Source organism: Myxococcus xanthus (assembly GCF_006402735.1).
Classification (GTDB): Bacteria; Myxococcota; Myxococcia; order Myxococcales; family Myxococcaceae; genus Myxococcus; species Myxococcus xanthus_A.
On record NZ_CP017174.1, the window covers coordinates 5,827,549 to 5,848,296 of the forward strand.

19 protein-coding genes are annotated in these 20,748 nt (G+C 68.6%); 7 read left to right on the forward strand and 12 right to left on the reverse strand.

The annotated features are described in order from the left end of the window. Nucleotides 1-37 precede the first annotated feature (37 nt). The 3 genes from BHS09_RS23610 to aspS all read right to left on the reverse strand — a co-directional run bounded on the left by BHS09_RS23610 (nucleotide 38) and on the right by aspS (nucleotide 4,163). Nucleotides 38-1,093 carry a DUF72 domain-containing protein gene (locus BHS09_RS23610; RefSeq protein WP_140799095.1) on the reverse strand — a complete coding sequence of 352 codons (1,056 nt, stop codon included), beginning with the start codon at nucleotides 1,091-1,093 and terminating at the stop codon, nucleotides 38-40. Nucleotides 1,094-1,262: 169 nt separating this feature from the next. Then, complete coding sequence (locus BHS09_RS23615; protein ID WP_140799097.1) at nucleotides 1,263-2,189, reverse strand: diacylglycerol/lipid kinase family protein; 927 nt, start codon at nucleotides 2,187-2,189, stop codon at nucleotides 1,263-1,265. A gap of 153 nt (nucleotides 2,190-2,342) precedes the next feature. Next, nucleotides 2,343-4,163 (reverse strand): aspartate--tRNA ligase, encoded by a 1,821-nt coding sequence (aspS, locus tag BHS09_RS23620; protein WP_140793458.1) that lies wholly within the window; start codon nucleotides 4,161-4,163, stop codon nucleotides 2,343-2,345. Nucleotides 4,164-4,399: 236 nt separating this feature from the next. Between aspS and BHS09_RS23625 the strand changes: the two genes are divergently transcribed. From BHS09_RS23625 to BHS09_RS23635, 3 genes are all read left to right on the forward strand, one after another. Next, nucleotides 4,400-5,689, forward strand: coding sequence for a hypothetical protein (locus BHS09_RS23625; RefSeq protein WP_140799099.1), 1,290 nt, complete (start codon nucleotides 4,400-4,402; stop codon nucleotides 5,687-5,689). A 17-nt stretch (nucleotides 5,690-5,706) separates the two neighbouring features. Continuing rightward, entirely contained in the window at nucleotides 5,707-6,465 is a 759-nt protein-coding gene (locus tag BHS09_RS23630) for a hypothetical protein (protein WP_140796567.1), read from the forward strand. Nucleotides 6,466-6,649: 184 nt separating this feature from the next. Beyond that, nucleotides 6,650-6,877 carry a YHS domain-containing protein gene (locus BHS09_RS23635; protein ID WP_011554678.1) on the forward strand — a complete coding sequence of 76 codons (228 nt, stop codon included), beginning with the start codon at nucleotides 6,650-6,652 and terminating at the stop codon, nucleotides 6,875-6,877. Nucleotides 6,878-6,890: 13 nt separating this feature from the next. Here the strand turns inward: BHS09_RS23635 and recJ are convergent, their stop codons facing one another. After that, nucleotides 6,891-8,603, reverse strand: coding sequence for a single-stranded-DNA-specific exonuclease RecJ (recJ, locus tag BHS09_RS23640; RefSeq protein WP_140799101.1), 1,713 nt, complete (start codon nucleotides 8,601-8,603; stop codon nucleotides 6,891-6,893). A 226-nt stretch (nucleotides 8,604-8,829) separates the two neighbouring features. On the opposite strand from recJ, the gene BHS09_RS23645 reads away from it, so the two are divergent. Beyond that, complete coding sequence (locus BHS09_RS23645) at nucleotides 8,830-9,432, forward strand: hypothetical protein (protein WP_174260579.1); 603 nt, start codon at nucleotides 8,830-8,832, stop codon at nucleotides 9,430-9,432. A gap of 111 nt (nucleotides 9,433-9,543) precedes the next feature. Here BHS09_RS23645 and secF read toward each other — a convergent pair whose 3' ends face one another. From secF to BHS09_RS23675, 6 genes are all read right to left on the reverse strand, one after another. Beyond that, nucleotides 9,544-10,722: a protein translocase subunit SecF gene (gene secF, locus BHS09_RS23650; RefSeq protein ID WP_140793467.1), complete on the reverse strand. Its 1,179-nt coding sequence runs from the start codon at nucleotides 10,720-10,722 to the stop codon at nucleotides 9,544-9,546. A 23-nt stretch (nucleotides 10,723-10,745) separates the two neighbouring features. After that, a complete protein-coding gene (secD, locus tag BHS09_RS23655) occupies nucleotides 10,746-12,518 on the reverse strand; it encodes a protein translocase subunit SecD (protein ID WP_140793469.1) in 1,773 nt (590 codons plus the stop codon). Then, entirely contained in the window at nucleotides 12,518-12,874 is a 357-nt protein-coding gene (gene yajC / locus BHS09_RS23660; protein ID WP_140793471.1) for a preprotein translocase subunit YajC, read from the reverse strand. Before yajC ends, secD begins: the two co-directional genes overlap by 1 nt. Nucleotides 12,875-13,016: 142 nt before the next feature. Continuing rightward, nucleotides 13,017-14,216: a tRNA guanosine(34) transglycosylase Tgt gene (gene tgt, locus BHS09_RS23665; RefSeq protein WP_140793473.1), complete on the reverse strand. Its 1,200-nt coding sequence runs from the start codon at nucleotides 14,214-14,216 to the stop codon at nucleotides 13,017-13,019. A gap of 5 nt (nucleotides 14,217-14,221) precedes the next feature. Further along, nucleotides 14,222-15,310, reverse strand: coding sequence for a tRNA preQ1(34) S-adenosylmethionine ribosyltransferase-isomerase QueA (gene queA, locus BHS09_RS23670; RefSeq protein ID WP_174260580.1), 1,089 nt, complete (start codon nucleotides 15,308-15,310; stop codon nucleotides 14,222-14,224). A gap of 61 nt (nucleotides 15,311-15,371) precedes the next feature. Further along, a complete protein-coding gene (locus BHS09_RS23675; protein WP_140799108.1) occupies nucleotides 15,372-16,475 on the reverse strand; it encodes a SpoIID/LytB domain-containing protein in 1,104 nt (367 codons plus the stop codon). 72 nt (nucleotides 16,476-16,547) lie between these two features. Between BHS09_RS23675 and BHS09_RS23680 the strand changes: the two genes are divergently transcribed. From BHS09_RS23680 to BHS09_RS23690, 3 genes are all read left to right on the forward strand, one after another. Further along, nucleotides 16,548-17,093 carry a hypothetical protein gene (locus tag BHS09_RS23680; protein ID WP_237079788.1) on the forward strand — a complete coding sequence of 182 codons (546 nt, stop codon included), beginning with the start codon at nucleotides 16,548-16,550 and terminating at the stop codon, nucleotides 17,091-17,093. 65 nt (nucleotides 17,094-17,158) lie between these two features. Then, nucleotides 17,159-17,482 (forward strand): hypothetical protein, encoded by a 324-nt coding sequence (locus BHS09_RS23685; protein ID WP_237079789.1) that lies wholly within the window; start codon nucleotides 17,159-17,161, stop codon nucleotides 17,480-17,482. Between the two features lie 82 nt (nucleotides 17,483-17,564). Then, the gene (locus BHS09_RS23690) at nucleotides 17,565-18,065 is read left to right on the forward strand and encodes a hypothetical protein (protein WP_140799112.1); all 501 of its coding nucleotides are present in this window, start codon (nucleotides 17,565-17,567) and stop codon (nucleotides 18,063-18,065) included. Nucleotides 18,066-18,119: 54 nt separating this feature from the next. Here BHS09_RS23690 and BHS09_RS23695 read toward each other — a convergent pair whose 3' ends face one another. Further along, nucleotides 18,120-19,364, reverse strand: coding sequence for a KamA family radical SAM protein (locus tag BHS09_RS23695; protein ID WP_140793483.1), 1,245 nt, complete (start codon nucleotides 19,362-19,364; stop codon nucleotides 18,120-18,122). Continuing rightward, on the reverse strand, nucleotides 19,364-20,734 hold the full coding sequence (locus tag BHS09_RS23700) for a KamA family radical SAM protein (RefSeq protein ID WP_140799114.1): 1,371 nt from the start codon (nucleotides 20,732-20,734) through the stop codon (nucleotides 19,364-19,366). Before BHS09_RS23700 ends, BHS09_RS23695 begins: the two co-directional genes overlap by 1 nt. Between the last annotated feature and the right edge of the window lie 14 nt (nucleotides 20,735-20,748).

Sequence of the window (20,748 nt, forward strand, 5' to 3'; positions counted from 1 at the left end):
CAGGTAAGCAAGACGCGTGCTCAGTGGCAAGTGGCACTCAGGTGGCGGCGGCCTGGCGCTCGGCCTCTTCCCTCCTGCCCAGGACGACGCGCTCGGCCAGTTTGATAGCGGACAGTGGCGCGCTGCCCTCGGCCTTGTTGTTGATGGTGATGAAGGTGGGCTTGTCCCGGCGCAGCGCCGCCAGGCACACCCGGGCCAGGACATCGCGCGTGGGGACGTCCTCGTCCACCAGCTGGTTGAACGGCGCGTAACGCGCGCGCGCCTCCTCGTAGCCGAGGTCCGGCGGGAGCATCCACCGCACCACCAGCGCGCGGGATTCGAAGGCGCGAGTGAGCTTCGCCTGCCGGCCCACGGGCGGCATGTGCGCCCACACCGCCAGCACCGGGCTGACGCCCACGTCCGCCAGCGCCTGTGCCAGCCCCTCCGTGAGCAGCTCCTCGTTGCGCAGCTCCACCGCGTACAGCGGCCCCTTCGGCAGCGCGGAGAAGAAGGCGTGCAGCCGCTCCACGAAGCGCGCGGGCCCGCCGAGCGCCTGCGGGTCCTGCGGCGGGAACTGGAAGACGAGCGGCCCCGCCTTCTCTCCCAGCCCCTCCACGAAGGGCTTGACGACGGCCTCCGTGGCGTAGGCGGCATGGAGGAAGCGCTCATTGGTCTGTCCCCGCTGCATGCCGTAGCGCTCGTGCAGCGGGAAGCGAGCCAGGGTGCACACCTCATGGGCCTTCACCAGGAAACGGAAGGTGTCCGGCACCTGCGCGGCGTACTCGGCGAAGGCGCTGGAGGAGATGGGGCCGTAGAAGGTCCGGTCGATGCCCACCGTGCGCAGCACCGGGTGGTGCGCGTAGGCAACCAGTCCCTCGCGCGCGAGCTGCGAGGCGGAGGCCTCATGGTCATAGACGATGCCGGACCAGCCCGGGAACGTCCACGAGGACGTCCCGAGGAACACGCCCTGCGGCAGCTCCCGCCCCAGCGTGGCCAGCGACTCCGGCACCGCCGCGGGCTCCACGGGCTGCGCGCCCTTGCGCCCCTTGACGGGAGGCTCCACCGCGGCGCCGGTGAAGAGGTCGAGCTGTGCGGGTCCTCGCTCTTGAGGCATGGCGCGTCTCCTGGGCCAATACAGCAGGCACCGCGGGCACGGTGCCGTGCGTCCTGCGCACCTAACGCCGGACGCCACCGGATGCAGGAGGTTGCCTCAATCCAGCCCCACGTCCCAAGTGCCATGTCGCTCGACAGGCGACCGGGCGACGAATCGGGGCGCGCGAGCGCTACAACACCTTGAGGCGGATGGCCCCGGGCAGCAGCGTCATGGTGCACGGGAGGCGGCCCGGCGTCTCGCCGTCCACGTCCAGGAAGACGTCGCCGCCCTCCACGGACTCGGCGCGCAGGGTGCGGCAGCGCAGGCGGCGCGTGCCCTTCCAGTTCACGTGCGAGCCGTTGTAGACGCCCTTCGACTTGAGGACGAAGTCGCTCAGGCTGTAGCCCGACCAGATGGTGACGTCGAAGAGGCCGTCGTGGGTGACGGCGTCCGGCGCGACGAACATGCCGCTGCCGAAGTAGCGGCCGTTGGCCACGGCCACCGCGGTGACACTCACCACCTCTTCCGGGCCCCCGTCCACCGACAGCCGCACCTGCCGCTCCGAGTACTTCACCAGGCCCTTCAACGTGCCCCACATGAAGCTCAGGTGGCCGCCCAGGGCCTTGCTGCTCTGGTTGACCTCCTGGGCCACCACCGCGCTCACGCCAAACGAGGCGATGTTGGCGAAGTAGCGAGTGGCGGGCTGGCCCGCGTTGTCGATGAACTCCAGCCGGCCCACGTCGAACGGCTCTGTCGTGCCGGAGCGCAGCCGCTCCAACGACGAGGCGAGTTCCAAATCCCACCCGAAGGTGCGCCGGAAGTCGCCACCCGTGCCCCGAGGAATCAGGCCCAGCGCCGCGTTCGGATTCAGCGCCTTGCCGTCCTCGAAGAAGCCGTTGGTGACTTCGTTGAGCGTGCCGTCGCCACCCACCGCGACGATGCACTCGTACCCATCCAGGAGGGCCTGGCGGGCGATGCGCGCCGCGTCCATGCCGCCCTGGGTGAAGCCATGGCCGAAGTCGCCCAGCGCCCTGCCTACCTGCGCGGAAATCTCAGCCCAGCGCTTTCCTGTCTGGCCGTTGGCGCTGCGCGGATTGACCACGAGGAACGTCTTCATCTGGCCCTACCCCTCCCTTTGCCCTCCCTGTTTACGCGGTTGTGCACCGGCACTCCACTCCGTGGCCACGTTCAGGGCACGGCGGGTCCGCCGCCACCCCGCGTCAAAGGGGGTGGCGGGAGCGCGCGCGGGCGAGGGCTCGCGTCTGACGGACTAGGCCTTCGGCGCCACGGGCACCGGCCGCACATGGACCTCGCGCAGCTGCCGGTCATCCACGTCGCCGGGGGCGCCCGTCATCAGGTCGGTGCCCGTCTTCGACTTCGGGAACGGAATCACGTCGCGCAGGGACTCGGCGCCGGTGAGCAGCATGGCCAGCCGGTCCATGCCCAGCGCGATGCCGCCGTGCGGCGGAGCGCCGAACTTCAGCGCGTCCAGCAGGAAGCCGAACTTGGCGCGCGCATCCTCGTCGCTGATGCCCAGCGCCTTGAACACCTCCGCCTGCACCTTCGGGTCATGCAGACGGATGGAGCCGCCGCCAATCTCGAAGCCGTTGAGCACCACGTCGTAGCGGTGGCACTTCACCCGGCCCGGGTCCGTGAGCAGGTACGCCACGTCCTCGTCGTGCGGACGCGTGAAGGCGTGGTGCGCCGCCGCCCAGGTGTTCGTCTCGTCGTCGTACTCGAACAGCGGCGGGTTCACGACCCACAGGAAGTTCCACTGGCCGCCGCTGCCGTACTCCGGAATCAGGCCCAGCTTCTTGGCCACGTGCACGCGCAGGTTGGCCATCACCGTGTGGACCAGCGACTCCTTGCCGAACTGGAACAGGAGGAGGTCGCCCGTCTTCGCGCCCACGGCCTGGTTGATGGCCTGCCGCAGCGCGGGGCTGATCGTCTTGGACAACGGGGACTGCGTCCACTCGCCCCCGTCCGCCACCTTCGCGCGGGCCAGTCCCTTGGCGCCGGCCTGCTTGGCGAACTCCTCCAGCTTGTCGCTCTCCGCGCGGCTCATCGCCTTCTCCGCGGGGATGACCATGGCCTTGACGATGCCCTTGTTCTGCACCGCCTCCCAAATCATCGGGACGCCGCCGCCCTCGCCGTGCTCGCGAATCAGGTCGGTGAGCACCACGTGCTCCAGCCCGAAGCGCAGGTCCGGCTTGTCGTTGCCGTACTTCGCCATGGACTCGTAGAAGTCCATCCGCATGAAGGGCGTGGGGATGTCGATGCCCAGCACGTCGCCCCACAGCTTCTTCAGCAGGCCCTCAATCATCGTGAAGATGTCGTCCTGGGTGACGAAGCTCATCTCCACGTCGATCTGCGTGAACTCCGGCTGCCGGTCCACGCGCAAGTCCTCGTCGCGGAAGCACTTCACGATCTGGAAGTACCGGTCGAAGCCCGCCACCATGAACAGCTGCTTGTAGAGCTGCGGGCTCTCCGCCAGCGCGTAGAACTTGCCCGGGTTGAGGCGGCTGGGGACCAGGAAGTTGCGCGCGCCGCCCGGCGTGTACTTGCCCATGAAGGGCGTCTCCAGTTCCAGGAACCCGTTGTCCACCATGTACGAGCGCGTCAGCGCGTTCATCTTCGAGCGCGTCATCAGCGAGCGCTGGAGCGGCGAGCGGCGCAGGTCCAGGAAGCGGTGGGCCAGGCGCTTCTCCTCGGACGTGTCGATGCTGTCCTCGACGGGGAACGGCGTCGGCTCCGAACGGTTGAAGATGGTGAGGTCGCTGGCCCGGACCTCGATTTCACCCGTCTTCATCTTCGGGTTCACGTTCTTCCCGCGCGAGACGACCTTGCCGCGCACGCCCACGCAGTACTCCAGCCGGAGGCTGCCGGCGAGCGCGTGCGCCTCCGCGTGGTCCGGCTCGAACACCACCTGCGTGAGGCCATCCCGATCTCGCAGGTCGATGAACACCGCGCCGCCGTGGTCTCGGCGGTTGTGCACCCAGCCGAAGAGGACGACTTCCTCGCCGACGTTGGTCGCGGTGAGCTGACCGCAAGTGTGGGTACGCTTGACCTCGGAGATGAACGGGACTGCCATGGCACCGCCTGCTGGATTCGAAGGGGGAAAAGGCGAAGCACCATACGGATCGCGGAAACGACGCGTCAAGGAGTCCGAGCGCCCCGGGTACGTCTCAAACCGTCGGAATCAGTGCGGATTCCGGGTTCCAAAGCCGCCCGCGAGGCCCGGGCTCACCGGCCGGCCGGCCGGCGTGCTCGCGAATGTGACGGCCAGGGGGAATACACGTTCCGGGCGGTCCGGAGTAAAACGGCGGCATGCTCCGAACAGTCATCGCCTCGACCGCCGCGCTCGGACTGGCCGCCGGCTGTGCGCCCGATTCGACCGCGCCCGTCAAGGTCAGTGCCCTGGTGCTCTCCAGCAATGGCCAGTACGTCCCCCAGGAGGTGGAGCTGAAGACCATCTCCGACATCGTCGGCCTCAAGGGCACGGTGGCCGACCTCCAGGGAGGCGCGCGCATCGTCATCGACTCCCAGGACCCGGACCTGAACAACGCCACCACGCCGGAGGGCTACGCCAACGCGCTGCTCAAGAACGCCGGCCGTGACGTCAGCGCCAACTACATCTCCCAGGACGGCGTCCTGTGGCCGGCGGACTTCCACACCTGGAACATGGTGACGGCGTACTACAGCATGGAGCGCGCCTACGATTACTTCCGCGTCGTGGGCAACATCCCCGCGGCGGACTTCAAGGACCCCGTCACCACGTACTACTTCCCGGAGTTCGTGCTCGCGGACGTGGACAAAAAACCGCTGAGCGACAACGCCATGTACTTCTCCGTGCTGGAGTCGTTCCTGGTGCTGCCCTTCGACAAGCTCCAGCGCGCCCCGCTGGCCATCAATGCCGGCATCATCGCCCACGAATACGCGCACCGCGTCTTCAACCTGAAGGCCTACAACGGCCAGCAGTTCCCGGAGGCGCTCTCGCTGTGGCAGCAAGCCGGCGCCAGCCCGGGCGCCAACATCCTCAAGTCCTTCGACGAGGGGCTCGCGGACTACCACGCGTACGGCTCCACCTGTCAGACGACCCAGGGCGGCAAGGGCTGTGACACGCGCTTCTTCTCCACGTCCTTCCACGGCAACCTGTACGGGCAAGTCACCGAGGACCGGGACCTGGCCCGCGTGGACCGCTGCATGGACGCGTCCCTGCTGAACCAGCTGTACAACCAGAACCTGAGCGCGTTCAGCGGCAACGAGTACCGGGTGGGCACGCTGCTCGCCAGCGCGCTCTACCAGGCCGGCGAGGCCACCGGTCAGCGCGACGTGCTGCTGCGCGCCATCGTCGCCTCGTACAACGACGAGAGCACGACGACGCCCGGCCTCTACCAGCTGGCGCGCGCCACGCTGGCGGACCAGTCCCGCTTCACCCTGGCCGTGGCCGCCAGCGCCATCATCACCCACATCACCGACCTGCGCCTGAAGGAGGCCGTCTGCAACGAGCTGATGGACCACCTCCAGATTCCGCGCGAGCAGCTCGTCGGCAACGATCCCAACATGTGCCCGCCCAGCGCCGCGGGTGGCACCACCTGCCCCCGCCTGGACCTGTGAGCATGAGGACTGCTTCCGTGAAGACGTGGCTCTTGCGTTGCGCCCTGGGCAGCCTCGCCCTGTCCGCCCCCGCCCTGGCCCAGGACGAGGACGACCCCTACGCCTACCCGGACGAGGAGCCCGCCAACGACGCCTCCGACTCCTATGACCGCGTCCGCCCCAAGGTGGACGAGGCGGACGACTTCCGCCGCGTCTCCGAGCAGGAGTACGACGACGGCGAGGACGGCTTCAAACCCCTCTCCGGGCTCGACGACCCGAACCTGGGCGTGGCCATGGAGTTCATCACCGGCGCCCTCTTCCTGGACAGCCCGCGCGGCCGGGCCGCGGAGACGCGCCTGGGCCTGGGCGTGCGCGCCACGTGGGAGTACGGCCGCATCCTCGACAACGAGTCGCTGCGCGAGGCCCTCTGGGCCGACGTGCGCTGGACGTTCGGCGGCACCAGCGACGGCACCGACTTCATCCAGGGCAAGACGCACCTCCACTACTTCACCATTGCCCCGGCCTACGAACTGAAGCTCGGCAAGTCCGACTTCGGCTTCTTCGCCCAGGCGGGTGGCGGCATCGCGTACACGTCGTCGACCATCACCATCGACACGGTGGAGACGAAGGTGAGCGGCATCAAGCCGCTGCTCCAGTACGGCGTGGGCTTCCGCGGCCGGCCCCGGCTGACCTCCTCCGGTAACTTCCGCCTCGCCTTCCGGCTGGAGGCCATGGGCTACCGCCGGGGCTACCACAACGACTTCTTCCTGGGCGGCAGCCTCGGCACCGCCTTCTGAAGTCGCCTTCACCGGCCGCTCGCCGCGCTGCATCCGGCGGGCGGCCATGAAGATTTTTCCACCGACGCCCCTCTTCGCCCGTGCCCCCTCCTTGCGACTTCAAGGAGTTGGGATTGGCATGCCGTGTGCTTCTATTTCCACCGGGACGGGAACCTGGGTTCCCCTGGGGGCTGGGAGGCGAGCGATGAAGAACGCGCAGGGACAGGGACAGCACTTGGACCCCGTATGTGGGAAGACCTTGGACACACCCGAGGGCCGTCCCACCGCCGAGTACAAGAAGCGCCGTTACTTCTTCTGCTCGGAGCGGTGCCGCCACGCCTTCGAAAGGCAGGCGGAGCGCTTCCGCTTCAACGAACTGGCCCGCGTCGGCGCGCTGATGACGCCGGGCCGCGTTCGCTGGGGCATTGCCTGAACGCCACGGGCCGCTAGGCGGCCACCCGCAGGTCCTTGAGCCGCAGGGACAGCTTGCGCTGGCCTCGGAACGTGTCGAAGCCGGCCTGGAAGGCCAGGTCCACCGGGCCATCCACCAGCGTGGCCCGGTCCGCCATGTTGAAGCCGATGGCGTCCAGTTCCGGTGCGTCCGCCAGGGCCAGCTTGAGATGGCCGCTGCCCGTGCCGGACTTGGGCTGCAGCACGCGCGGGCGAGCCACCTGCCGGCGCAGCACCAGCACGGGCTCCGGATTGCCCTGCCCGAAGGGGCCCAGCCGCTGGAGCGACTCCACGGCGTGAGCGTCCAGCTCGTTGGGATTCACCACCGCGTCCACGCGGCACCGGGGGATGAGGTCCTCCGGAGTGAGGCGCTGGTAGGCAATCTTCTCAAAGGCCTCCCGGAAGGCGGGCAGCCGCTCCGCGTCGATGGTGAGCCCCGCGGCGTGCTTGTGGCCGCCGAAGCGCGTCAGCATCTCCGCGCAGCCACTGAGCGCGTCATGGAGGTGGAAGGCCTCGATGCTGCGCGCCGAGCCCTTCCCCACGCCGTCCTTCACCCCCACCATGACGGTGGGCCGGTAGAAGCGCTCCACCACGCGCGAGGCGACGATGCCGATGACGCCCGGGTGCCAGCCTTCGTCGAACAGCACCAGGCCGCGCGCGTCCTTCAGCGACTCCGCCTGGGCCAGCGCCTGCGTGAGGATGCTGCTCTCGATGCCCTGGCGCTCCGCGTTGGCCCTGTCCAACACCGCGGCCAGCGAGCGCGCCGTCTCCGGTGACTCCGAGCACAGCAGCTGAAGGCCCAGCGAGGCGTCATGCAGCCGGCCCGCCGCGTTGATGCGAGGCCCCAGGCGGAAGCCCACCTGGCCCGCGGTGACGGAGGCGTCCGGGTCCATGCCCGCCACTTCCTTCAAGGCCCGCACGCCCGGCCGGCGGCCCGCGCTCAGCTCCTGGAGGCCATGCGTCACCAGGATGCGGTTGGCGCCGGTGAGGGGCACCACGTCCGCCACCGTGGCCAGCGCCACCAGGTCCATCATGGCCCGGAGGTTGGGCTCCTTCCGGGTGGCGAAGAAGCCCTCGTCGCGCAGGCGCTTGCGGATGCCCATGCAGAAGTTGAAGGCCACGCCCGCGGCGCACAGCGCCTTCGTCGGGTACTCGCAGCCTGGCTGGTGCGGGTTGAGCACCGCCACCGCGGGCGGCAGCGTGGGCGGCACGGTGTGGTGGTCCACCACCAGCACGTCCAGGCCCAGCTCCTTGGCGCGGGTGATTTCCGCCACCGAGGTGATGCCGCAGTCCAGCGTCACCAGCACCCGCGTGCCCTCCGCGGCGATGCGCTCCACCGCGCCGACGTTGAGGCCGTAGCCTTCATCCAGCCGGTGGGGGATGTACGTCGCGGGCGGCGCGCCCAGCTCCTTCATGAAGAGGTACAGCAGCGACGTGGAGCAGACGCCATCCACGTCGTAGTCACCGTAGAGCGTCACCTTCTCCCGCGAGCGAATCGCCCGGATGATGCGGTCCACCGCTCCCGGCATCCCCTTCATGCGGAACGGGTCCGGCAGGTCCGCCAACCGGTCCGACAGGAACGCCGACGCGGACTCGGGGGTGCGGTAGCCACGGTGCAGGAGCACCTTCGCCGCGAGCGGGTGCAGTGACAGTTCGCCCGCGAGGGACGCCACTTCCTGCTCGACTACATCTGGAAGCAACCACCGCACGCTCGACACTCCTCCTCGCCTTCTCCGAGGGGAGTTGGCGGGATGAATTGGCTACGAAAGCGACAGTACCTCAGACGTCTGACCAGGACAGTCCAACCTTGAGCCCGACACTTCCCCTCCTGCACGGGCGTTCAGACAAGCGCACGCATGGTGGCTCGCTGCTTCACGCATGGTCGGTCGCCGGTGAGCAGGTTCAAACGCACACCCGAAAACAGTGAGGTCGAGCATGCATCCAAGAGGTATCCGGGCCGCCACGCTGGCCCTGGCATTCGCCACGCTGGGCACCGCGGGTTCAGCGGCCGCGCAGGAGCGGCGCGATGGGAAACGCGGTGACCTGAATGTGTTCCTCCGCGGCGGCGTGGGCGACTACACCGGAGGCCTGGGCGACCTGACGAGCACCGGCCCTGCCTGGGGTGTGACGCTCAACATCCAGCCCACCACCTTCCTCGGCTTTGAAGTGGGCTACGAGGGCTCACGCAACGGCCTCACCGACAGCCGCCTGCTGGAGCAGCCCTCGCTCGTCCGTCAGGGCGGCAGCGCGCTGGTGAAGGTGTCACCGCCCCTCCTCACCACCGTCCGGCCCTTCGTGGGCGCGGGCCTGGGCGTCTCCCACATGAATGTCCGCGGCCCGGTAGAGGACCTCTACCAGTCGGACACGATGCCGGAGGTACCACTGGCCGCGGGCGTGGAGTTCAACCGCGGCGCGCTCACGGCGGGCGTCCGGACCACGTACCGAGTCCTCCTCAACGAAGGCTGGGCGGACGGCGCCGTGGAGGACACCCATGGAGGCCTGCTGGACGCCTCGCTCACGCTGGGCGCCCGCTTCTGACAGGTGCCCTGAAACACCCAGGGCCCTGCTTCCCGTGAAGGAAGAGGGCCCTGGTCGAGTCCGGCGCGAGAGGCCTTCCTCAACGGAAGGAAGGCCTCAGGTGCGGGAGGCTCACGCAGCGTTCGGCTGCTGGTGGTCGACGTTGCCGCTGGCGCGCTGACGGGCTTCCTTCGCCGCGGCGCGCTCGTCCAGCCAGATGGTCAGCGGGCTGGCGATGTAGATGGTCGAGTACACACCGACCACGATGCCCACCAGCATCGCCATGGCGAAGTCGAAGATTTCGCCCACGCCGAAGATGAGCAGACCGATGAGCGACAGCGCCGTGGTGCCGGAGGTGAGGATGGTGCGGCCCAGCGTGTCGTTGATGGCGATGTTGATGACCTCCGCGAAGGGCTTGCCCTGGAACTTCGCCATGTCCTCGCGGATGCGGTCGTAGATGACGATGGTGTCGTTGACGGAGTAGCCGACCACCGTCAGCAGCGCCGCGATGGCCGTCAGGTTGAACTCGCGCCGGCTCACCAGGTAGTAGCCCGCCACCATGATGACGTCGTGGACCATGGCCACGAGCGCGCCCGGACCGAACTTGAAGTCGAACCGGAACGCCACGTAGATGAGGATGGCGACCATCGAGTACAGCAGCGCCATGATGCCGCGGTTGCGCAGCTGCTTGCCCACCTGCGGACCGACGTAGTCCACGCGGCGCTGCTCGAAGTCCGGCTTCTCCAGCCCGGCGTTGAGCGCGGCGAACACGCGGTCCGCCATGCCGCTGGCCACCACCTGGTAGTCGTAGCCCGTGCCGCCCTGGGCCTCGCCCAGGTCGCGGACTTCCTGTACGCCAATGCCCGCCGACTCCACCGCCTTCGTGACGGCGTCGGAATCCATGGGCTGCGCAGCGCGGAAGCGGATGATGCCGTTGGGCAGGTCCGAGTAGACGTTGCGCACGCCACCCAGCGCCTCCAGGGCCGCCTTGCCCTTGGCACCGCTCTCCTCGTTGAGCTGCGTGACGCCGCCCATGCGGAGCAGGAAGGTGTTCTCCTCCGCCGCGCCGATGTTCTGCACGCTGACGTCCGGCAGGCCACCCTTGTCCGCGCGCTCGCGGACCTCTTCGGCGGTGATGGGGTGGTCGAACTTCACCTCCACCACCGTGCCGCCCGCGAAGTCCACGCCGAAGTTGAAGCCGAAGGCGGCGATGCCGACGATGATCGCCAGGTTCAGCAGCGTGGAGAGAAACAGCGCGGGCTTGCGCTTGCTGATGAAGTCGATGTTCGTCTTGTTCTTGAGAATCTGCATGACGGTTCCCGGACTCCGGCCGGTCAGACGGAGACGACCTTCGCGTTACGACCGTGGACGAAGTAGGTCATGATGACTCGCGTCACCGTGATGGACGTGAACAGCGACGCCAGCAGGCCAATGATGAGCGTGGTGGCGAAGCCCCGCACCGGTCCAGTCCCCGTGAAGAACAGGATGAAGGCGGAGATGAGCGCCGTCACGTGCGAGTCGAAGATGGTCCAGAAGGCCCGGTCGTAGCCCTGGTCCACCGCCGCGCGGGCCGTCTTGCCGTGCCCCAGCTCCTCGCGGATGCGCTCGTTGATGAGCACGTTGGCATCCACCGCCACACCCAGCGTCAGCACGAAGCCGGCGATGCCCGGCAGCGTCAGCGTGGCGTTGAAGAAGGCCAGTCCCGCCAGGATGAGCAGGCCGTTGAGCAACAGCGCGAGGTCCGCGATGAGGCCGGAGGCCTTGTAGTAGATGGCCATGAAGAGGATGACCAAGCCCAGGCCCAGCACCGCCGCCATGCCACCCTTCCGGATGAGCTCGTCACCCAGGCTGGCGCCCACCTGACGAATCTCACCCACCGTCACCGGGGCCGGCAGCGCGCCGGCCTTGAGCACCAGCGCCAGCGTCTGGGCCTCGCCCAGCCACTCCTCGAAGGTGCGGCCACCCATGCGGCCCATGGTGATGCGGGCCGAACCGCCGCTGATCTTCTCGTTGATGTTCGGCGCCGTCTGGACGTTCTCGTCCAGCACGATGGCCATGCGGCGGCCCACGCCCTGCTCGGTCAGCCGCTCGAACTCACGCGCGCCCGCGGGGTCGAAGGAGATGTTCACCTCCGGCTCGTTGAGCTGGCTGATGTTCGCGTCCGCGCTCGCCAGGCTCTCGCCGGTCAGCGGCACGTTCTTGTCCAGCAGGTAGGAGCGGTACGAGGTGCACTCGTTCTTCTTCACCGGGTTGGCGATGCACTCGGTGAGCACCACCCGGTTCTCCGGCACCTTGTCCTTCGTGTACTCGATGATGGCCTCACGCGTCGGGGCCTGGAGCTGCGGGAAGCCGCCCTCCGTGGTCAGCGTGATTTCGCTGCCAGCCGGCGGCGGGGTGGCCTGGAGCAGCTGCGCGAAGAACTGCGGGTTGGTGTCATCCACCATCCGGAACTCGAGCTGCGCGGTGGTCCCCACCAGCTCCTTCGCCTGCTCCGCGTTGCTGCGGCCCGGCAGCGAAATCTGGATGGAATCGGCGCCCAGCTTGCGCACGTCCACTTCCGCCACGCCCCACTTGTCGATGCGGCGGCGGATGACGAGCATCGCCTGGTCCACCGCTTCCGTCCGGAAGACGTTGGCCTGGCTCTCGTCCTGCACCAGCACCAGCGAGGCGCCGCTGCGACTGACTTCCTTGAAGTCAGTGAAGGTGGCCAGGACCTCTTTCTGGATGGCGTCCATGGTCGCCGGGTCCTTGGCCGTCAGGGTGACCTCGAGCTTCTCCGGGTCCGTGTCCGCCGTCACCTCGCCCAGCTTCTTGTCATTGATGTAATTGACAATCTGCTGCGCGCGGCGCTCGGTCCGCTTCTGGAGCGCCGTCTTGGTGTCCACCCGCATCACCATGTGGATGCCACCCTGGAGGTCCAGCCCCAGGTTCAGGCGGTACTTCGCGGGAGGCGCCCAGCTCGGCATCCGCTCCTCGAGCACGGCCAGGTTGTTGCGCTGGTCCCGATCGAGAACGACGAGCGAGTAGTACGTGGGGATGAGGAACCAGATGGAGCCCAGCGTCACCGCGACAATGAGTCCGAACTTCCACCACCAGCCGCGGTCCATCACTTCTCCTCCTTCTTCTCGCCGGCCGCCGTCGCGGTGGCAGCGGGCGTGCCTTCCGCCACCGCGCCCTTGGCGCTGATGGCCGTCTTGAGCACGCGGATGCGCACGCCGCTGGAGACCTCCAGCGTCACGGTGCGCTCATCCACGAGATGGATCTTCCCGAGGATACCCCCGGAAGTGACGACCTCATCACCCTTCTTCAGCGCGGAGAGGAGCGCACGATGCTCCTTCAGTTGCTTCTGCTGCGGGCGGATCATCACGAAGTACATGATGCCCACCAGGATGACCAGGAAGCCCAGGGTGCCCAGCGGATTGCCACCGCCGGCCTGCGCCAGAATCAGAAAGCTCTCAGCCACACACTGCCTCGTCGGTTGAGGAAAGCTTGGGATGGGAGGCCCCCCATTTTGTCCGAGGAAGCCATCCGAAAGGGGGCCCTCTTAGCAAGGGGGGCCCATGTGAGCAAGTGAACGCGGGAAGCCGGGCAATCCATCCGCCCGGTCAGCGACCGCGGGTCCGTTCGGCCTCCTGCGCCTTGGCACGGGCACGGAATTCCCGGGCAAAAGTGGCGAACCGGTCCTCTGCCACCGCGCGCCGGACTTCTGCCATCAGTCCCAGGAAGTAGTGGAGGTTGTGAATCGTGTTGAGCCGCATGGCCAACAGCTCCTGGGCGGCGAAGAGGTGGCGGAGGTAGGCCCTGCTGAAGTTGCGGCAGGTGTAGCAGGAGCACGCAGGGTCCACTGGCCGGGGGTCCCGGGCGTAGGCCGCGTTCCGGATGACGACCTTGCCCTCCGAGGTGAAGAGCAGGCCGTTGCGCGCACACCGGGTGGGCAGGACGCAGTCGAACATGTCCACCCCGTGCTCCACGCAGGTGACCAGGTCCACGGGCGTGCCCACGCCCATCAGGTAACGCGGCTTGTCGCGGGGCAGCAGGGGCGCGGAGTAGGCCACGCCGTCATGCATGGCCTCCGGAGCCTCGCCCACGGAGTAGCCGCCCAGGGCGTAGCCGGGCAGGTCCACCGCGCACACCTCCTCGGCGTGGCGCTTGCGCAAATCCTCGTGCAGGCCGCCCTGGACGATGCCGAAGAGCGACGAGCGCTCCCGGCTCCAGGCCTTCACGCACCGGTGCAACCAGCGGGTGGTGCGGGCCAGCGACGCCTCCAGGTAGGCCCGGTCCTCGGTGGAGGGCGGGCACTCGTCGAAGGCCATGATGACGTCGGCGCCCAGCGTCTCCTGGATGTCGATGGAGCGCTCGGGCGTGAGGAAGTGCCGCGCGCCGTCCAGGTGCGACTGGAAGGCGGCGCCCTCCTCGGTGATTTTGCGCTTCTCGGACAGGCTGAACACCTGGAACCCGCCGCTGTCGGTGAGCATGGGCCGGTTCCACGACACGAAGCGGTGCAGGCCGCCCATCTCCCCCACCAGCGCTTCACCGGGGCGCAGCATCAGGTGGTAGGTGTTGCCGAGGATGATCTGCGCGTCCAGCGTGAGCAGGTCGTCCGGCCCCACGCCCTTGACGCTGCCCACGGTGCCCACGGGCATGAAGATGGGTGTCTCCACGGGGCCGTGCGGCGTGTGCAGACGCCCCCGGCGGGCCTTCGTCCCCGACGCGTCCTCGTGAAGGAGCTCGAAGCGGACCATCCCCGGCTCCACGCGGGTGTCGCCCTTGCCACCTGACTGCTTCGCTTCCTGCTGCTCGCCCATGGCGTTCACTCCGACACCAGCATGGCGTCGCCGTAACTGAAGAATCGGTAGCCCGCGCGGACCGCCTCCGCGTAGGCCTCCAGCGTGCGCTCCCGTCCGAGCAGCGCGCTCACCAGCACCACCAGCGTCGAACGCGGCAGGTGGAAGTTGGTGAGCAGCAGGTCCACCTGACGGAAGGCGAAGCCAGGACGGATGAAGAGGGTCGTCTCGCCGGGGCCCGCGCGCAGCCGCCCCGTCTCCGGGTCGGTGGCGGACTCCAGGGTGCGCACCACGGTGGTACCCACCGCCACCACGCGCCGGCCTTCCGCGCGCGCCGCGTTGATGGCCTTCGCGGTTGCCTCCGGAACAGAGTAGCGCTCCGGGTGCATGTGGTGCTTGTCCAGGTCGTCCTCCCGCACCGGCAGGAAGGTGCCCGGCCCCACGTCCAGCGTCACCAGCGCCCGGTGCACGCCACGCGCTTCGAGGGCAGCCAGGGCCTCCTGCGTGAAGTGCAGGCCCGCGGTGGGCGCGGCCACGGCTCCGGAGGCGCGCGCGTACACGGTCTGGTAGCGCTCCGCGTCCGCGGCGTCCGGCTCCCGGGTGATGTAGGGCGGCAGCGGCAGGCGCCCCGCCGCGTCCAGCAGCGCGGCCAGCGAGGTACCGGGAGGGGCGTGGAACCGCACGCGGTACTCCCCTCCTCCCAGCGCCTCCTGGATTTCAGCCTCCAGGCCGCTGGCGAACGTCACGCGTTGCCCGGGCTTGAGCCCCTTGGAAGCCTGCCCCAGACAGACCCAGTCGAGCGACTCGGGGGCCTCCCCGAGCGCCGCCGAGGTCAGCGTGTTCTGGGCGGCCGGGCGCACGACGAGCAGCTCCACGCGGCCACCGGTGCCGGCCTTCTGGCCCAGCAGGCGCGCGGGGATGACTCGGGCGTCGTTGAGGACGAGCAGGTCCCCTGGGCGCAGCAGGTCCTGGAGTTCGGCGAACCGGCGGTGCGACCAGGTGCCACTGGAGCGGCTGATGGTCATCAAGCGCGACGCGTCCCGCTCGGCCAGGGGGGCCTGGGCGATCTGGGACTCGGGCAGCGCGAAGTCGTAATCAGAGAGACGGGACGACACGGAGGTGGCGCTTGTAGCAGCCCCCACGCCGTCGCGGAAAGCGCGCCGGACGCGGGAGGCGTCAGTAGAGCTGCTGCAGCTCGGCCCCGGGGTAGTAGTGGGAGAGGATCTCCCGGTACTCCCGGCCCTTGTCCGCGAGCGCCTTGGCGCCCCACTGACACAGGCCCGCCCCGTGGCCGTAGCCGCGACCCGTGAACACGTAACCGCGCTCGGTGCGTTCCACGTCGAAGTCCAGGCTCTTGAGCCGCGTGTAGCCAAGCTTGCGGCGCAGCTCCACGCCGTCCATGGAGGCGCCGTCCGCCAGGGTGACGCGTGTCACGCGGCGCGTCCGCGTGCGGGCCGCCACCTTGAGCCCCTGGGCCGGGTGATGGAGCGCCGCCTTGATGTCCGCGTCGGAAAGCGATGCCGTCCAGCGGCTGGCGGGCAGCTTTCCGCAGGGGCAGTCGACGGGCTGGAGGTACGGCAGGTCGCGTTGCAAGGCATCGAGCCCCGATTCCGTCCGGCCACCGCAGGAGGCATGGAAGTACGCCTCGATGGGCGCCAGTTCGTACGTGAGCACCTGCCCCCGCGTGGCCTCGACGGCGGCCCGGGTGCGAGGGTCCTCACGGTTGACGCCGCCGTAGACTTGATGGAGCACACTGCTGCCCAGGTGGAACGCGTTGCTGTAGGCATCCAGCTTCTTCTGGAGCGCATACGTCCGGGCGGCCACCGCCTGGGCCTTGAGGGCCTCCGGGGGAAACGACACGGGCATCTCGCTGCCCAGCACGGCGGCGAGGTAGTCCTCCAGGGGAATGACGTTGATGAGCTGCAGCCCACTGCGGTGCAGGCGCACCACCACATCGCCGCGGACCTGTGCCGCGCCGGCCTTGAGCGGCTCGGTGCCAGGCGCGGCCGAGGCCTCCGACATGCCAGCGCGGAAGCGGACGGAGTCGCCCTCCACGAGCGTGCCGTTGACCTCGATGCGGCCCCCCTTGCGGCGGATGTTCGCCTGTCCCGAGGTGATGGGGGCGAAGGTGGCCTCCTCGCGGTCGGGACCGGAGGCCAGCCCCCGGCCGCGGATGCGCACCTCGCTGCCCGCGTCCTCGATGGCGATGCGCAGGGTCTCCACGGCGAGCGCGCCCGAAGGGACCAGCAGGAGCAGGACGAGTGCAACAGGTCGCAACATGGCGCCGAAGTGTAGAGGCGTGAGTGCTCGCCTCAAGAAAACGTCCGGCGGATGGGAGAGGATGGCTCACCCGTGACGTCACCTTCGCGCGCTGCCCTCCCCACGACCTTCGTCACCGCCCTGCGCGAGCTGGAGCCCCGTCCCGCCGCGATGCTCATCCACCGGTTGGTGGAGGGCCGCTCGCGGGAAGCCTGCGCGACGCACTACGGCATCCCCGCCCAAGCCTTCTCCGTGCTGCTGCTGAGGGCCGCCATTGCTCTGGCCCTGCACCGAAGTGCCCCCGCCCGCGAGCCCGCCAATGAGGACGAGGAAGCCGCCTGGGCACGAATGCTCGCGGACGCGCTGGAGCGCCAGGACGCGAAGTTCCCCACCGCGCTGACGCCGGTGGTGGAGACGTGCCGAGAGCTCCAGACGCTGGCGCCCCAGGTCGCCACGGGCCTGGAGACCGCGGAGCAGGAAGCCCGCGCGTCCCCCCAGCGCCGCCGCGAGGAGTGGGTGCGGCGGCTCGCTGTGGCTTTGCTGCTGGCGATGACGGCCTGGCTGTACCTGTCGAAGCCCGGAGGCCCTTCGGAGCCCCGCCAACGTCCACCGGTGCACACCGCGCCTGCCCGTCCCTGAGGGAACGACACCGAGGGACCACGCCGCTGGACGCCAGGGGCCGCGGACACATAAGGAAATCGACCATGCGCGCCCTTCCACGGATGCTGCTGGCCTGCGTACTGCTTACGGCCTGTGCGAAGCAGGTGGACGCCCGCGTCGCAGGCAACGACGACGCGGCCGTCGACTCGCTGTCCCTACGGCTTGAGGAGCTTCGGACGCGCGACGACCTGGACGACGCGACGTGCGCGGACCGCTGCTCGGTGGGAACGCAGACTTGCGAGCTGGCGGAGGCGCTGTGCGCGCTCGTGGAGCGCCATCCCGACCGTGACGACCTGCCGCCCCGCTGTGCCCAGGGCCAGGAGCAGTGCGCTACTGCCCGGAATGCGTGCGCGCGGTGCGGCCCCTGAGCGGCACGGCCCAGGTGCACAGAAGCAGTCTCCGTGTTTAGACTGCGACGGTTCCCGCTGTCCTGAACGAGGTCCTCCCGCCATGTCCCCCCGCTCTGCCCTGCTTCTGGTCGCCTCGTGGCTCGTCATTCCTGGACAGGCCCTTGCCGCCGACAGCGCGGAGCTGACGCCGGAGAAGGTGGCGGAAATCCGCCGCGACGAGGCCCAGGCACTGTCCAAGGTCGACGAGGAGTACGGCAACCGCAAGTCGTCGGAGATGAGCACTGCGGAGCGCCGGGAGGCCATCGACAAGCAGAAGGCCGCCTCCGCGTCGGTGCTGGAGAAGCACGGCGTGTCGGGCAAGGACTTCGCGCGTTACGAGGCGCGCATGTCGCCGGCGGACAACGCCCGCGCGAAGGCGGAGGAGCAGCGGCTGGCGGAGGCCGCCAAGGCCGCCAAGCAGCCCGCGCCCGCGGCCGCCCCGGAAGAGGTCCACGTCCAGCAGGGCTTCAGCGACGAGGACCCGGTGGAGCTGGAGGCCACGGAGGGCGCGGAGCCGTCCATCGACGTCGGAGTACCGAAGGACGCCGAACTGCCGCAGTAGGCCTCTTTTGAACGACAGGCGCGCGGTGGAAAGAACCCCCACCGCGCACGTTGCTCAGCCCTTGCGGTAGCCGTACCGCGGGGCCTGCTCCTGCCACACGCCGTCATACGGGCAGGTACAGTCCGTCTCCTCGGGCTCCGGGTACGTGAAGCGCTCGCCCTTGTAGTTGCGGAACACCGTCTCCTGCGCGCCGTACTCGACGGCGTAGTCGGGCTGGAGCGTCACCTTCCCACCGCCACCCGGCAGGTCCACCGCGAGGTGCGGCACGGCGAGGCCGGTGGTGTAGCCCCGAAGCTGCTGGATGATTTCCAGCCCCTTGGCGATGGGCGTGCGCAGGTGCTCGCAGCCCTCGGCCACGTCCATCTGGTGCAGGTAGTACGGCCGCACGCGGCTGCGCAGGAGCAGGTGCGACAGCTCCTTGATGATGCGCGCGTCGGAGTTGATCTGCCGCATCAGCACGGCCTGGTTCTCCACCGGCACGCCGTGGTCCACCAGCCGCTCGCAGGCCTCGCGCGCCTCGGGCGTCACTTCCTTCGGATGATTGAAGTGCGTGACGACGAAGACGGGCGCGTAGCGCCGGAGCGTTTTCGCCAGGGAGTCGGTGACGCGCATGGGTAGACACACGGGGACACGCGTGCCGATGCGAATCATCTCGACGTGGGGAATCTCGCTGAGCGGCGCGAGCAACTCCTCCAGCCGGGAGTCACTGAGCATGAACGGGTCCCCGCCGGAGATGAGGACGTCGCGCACCTCGGGATGGCGCCGGACATAGTCCACGCCCCGGCGGAGCTGTTCCTTGGAGAGCTCCGCCACCCCGCCCTGCGTGATGCGCCGGCGCGTGCAGTGACGGCAATAGACGGAGCACGTATCCAGCGCGAGGAAGAGCACCCGGTCCGGATACTTGTGGACGATGCACTCCTCCGGGCGCGTCTTGTCCTCACCCAGCGGATCCGCGAGTTCGCCCGGACGGATGCGCGCCTCGGCCCGCACCGGGATGGACTGCATGCGCACCGGGCAGAACGGATGCTCCGGGTCGATGAGGGACAGGTAGTACGGACTGATGCCGATGCGGAACAGCGCGGACGTTTCCTGCACGCCCGCGCGCTCGTTGGAGGTCAGCGGCACGTACCGCTCCAACTGCTCCATGCCTCGCACCGCATGCCGCTGCTGCCAACGCCAGTCCGCCCACTCCGCGTCCGTGGCGTTGGGAAACAGCCGTTTGCGCCCTTCGGCGCTGAGCGACGCGCGAGCGGTCGCCGGCTCCGGCGGGAGACCCGCCGGAAGCACTGAGGTATCCATTACGCCGCCTTCTGCTGCTCCCGCCACCAGGCCTGACCCGCCTCGGACAGCTGGTCGATGGGGTCGAAGTATTCGTACTTCCGGCTGAGCGCGTCCGCATCGTTCATTTCGATGCCGGTCCGGTAGTTCTTGGTCCAGTACGAGATGCCGCGCTCGCGGTCATACTCCGCCACCTGGTGCACCCAGCGCTTCCCGACGAAGGGCACGTCACAGACGATGCGCGGCGTGGCGAAGCCCGGCATGTAGCCCATGATGTCGTGCTGCAGCTGCTGCGCCTGAGCCACCGACAGCCGCCAATGCTCGCTGTTGGGGATCATGTCGCACATGTAGAAGTAGTACGGCAGGATCTTCGCGTGGTCGAGCAGCGTGAAGCAGAGGTCCAGCAGCGCATGCGGGCTGTCATTCACACCGCGCAGCAGCACGCCCTGGTTGCGCACGTCACGGAAGCCCATCTCCAGCAGCTTGCGCACGGCCTTGCCCACCAGCGGGGTGAGCTGCTGCGCGTGATTGACGTGCGTGTGCAGCGCCAGGTCCACGCCGCGCTCGACGGCCTTCTTCGCCAGCCGGTCCAGCCCCTGGAGGACGGAGTCCTGGAGGAAGTGCTGCGGGATGGCCATCAGCCCCTTGCTGGCCAGGCGGATGTCCCGGATGTTCGGGATGTCCATCAGCGAGCTGACGAACGGCTCGAGCTGCTGAATGGGCAGGTTCGCGATGTCGCCACCCGACACCACCACGTCGCGCACCGTCGGCGTGCGACGCAGATAGTCGAGCATCTGCGCGTAGCGGTCCTTCGGCCCGATGCCAAACTTGTGTTTGCTGACCTGCGGCACGTCATTGCCCACCAGGTCCATGCGCGTGCAGTGACCACAGTACTGCGGGCAGGTCGGCAGCATCTCCGCCAGCACCTTGGTGGGATACCGGTGCGTCAAGCCCTCCACCACCCACATGTCCTGCTCGTGAAGGCTGTCACGGCTGGCCTTGGGATGGTTGGTCCACTCCGTGAGGCGGTCCGCGTAGGCCGGCAGCATGTAACGACGCACCGGGTCACGCCACAGGTCGTCAAGGTTCATGGTGTTGAGCATCTGCGGAGGCACGAGCAGCGACATGGTCGCCCGCTCGCGCTGGTCGCGCTCCATGCTCTCAGCCAGGTCATCCGGAAGCAGAGCCCCCAGCGTTGCTTTGAGTTCCTTGAGATTCTTGATGGTGTGCTTGCGCTGCCAGACGGAGTTCTCCCAGTCGGCGGCGGACACGTCCTTGAAGCCAGGAATCCGGCGCCAATCGGGCTCGATGAACTCCCGGCGGTGAGGATACGTAAAAGGCTGTTCAGCGGGGCCAGCCTCAGGCTTGGCCCGGATGGGCGTCGTTTGCATGGCGCATCACCTCT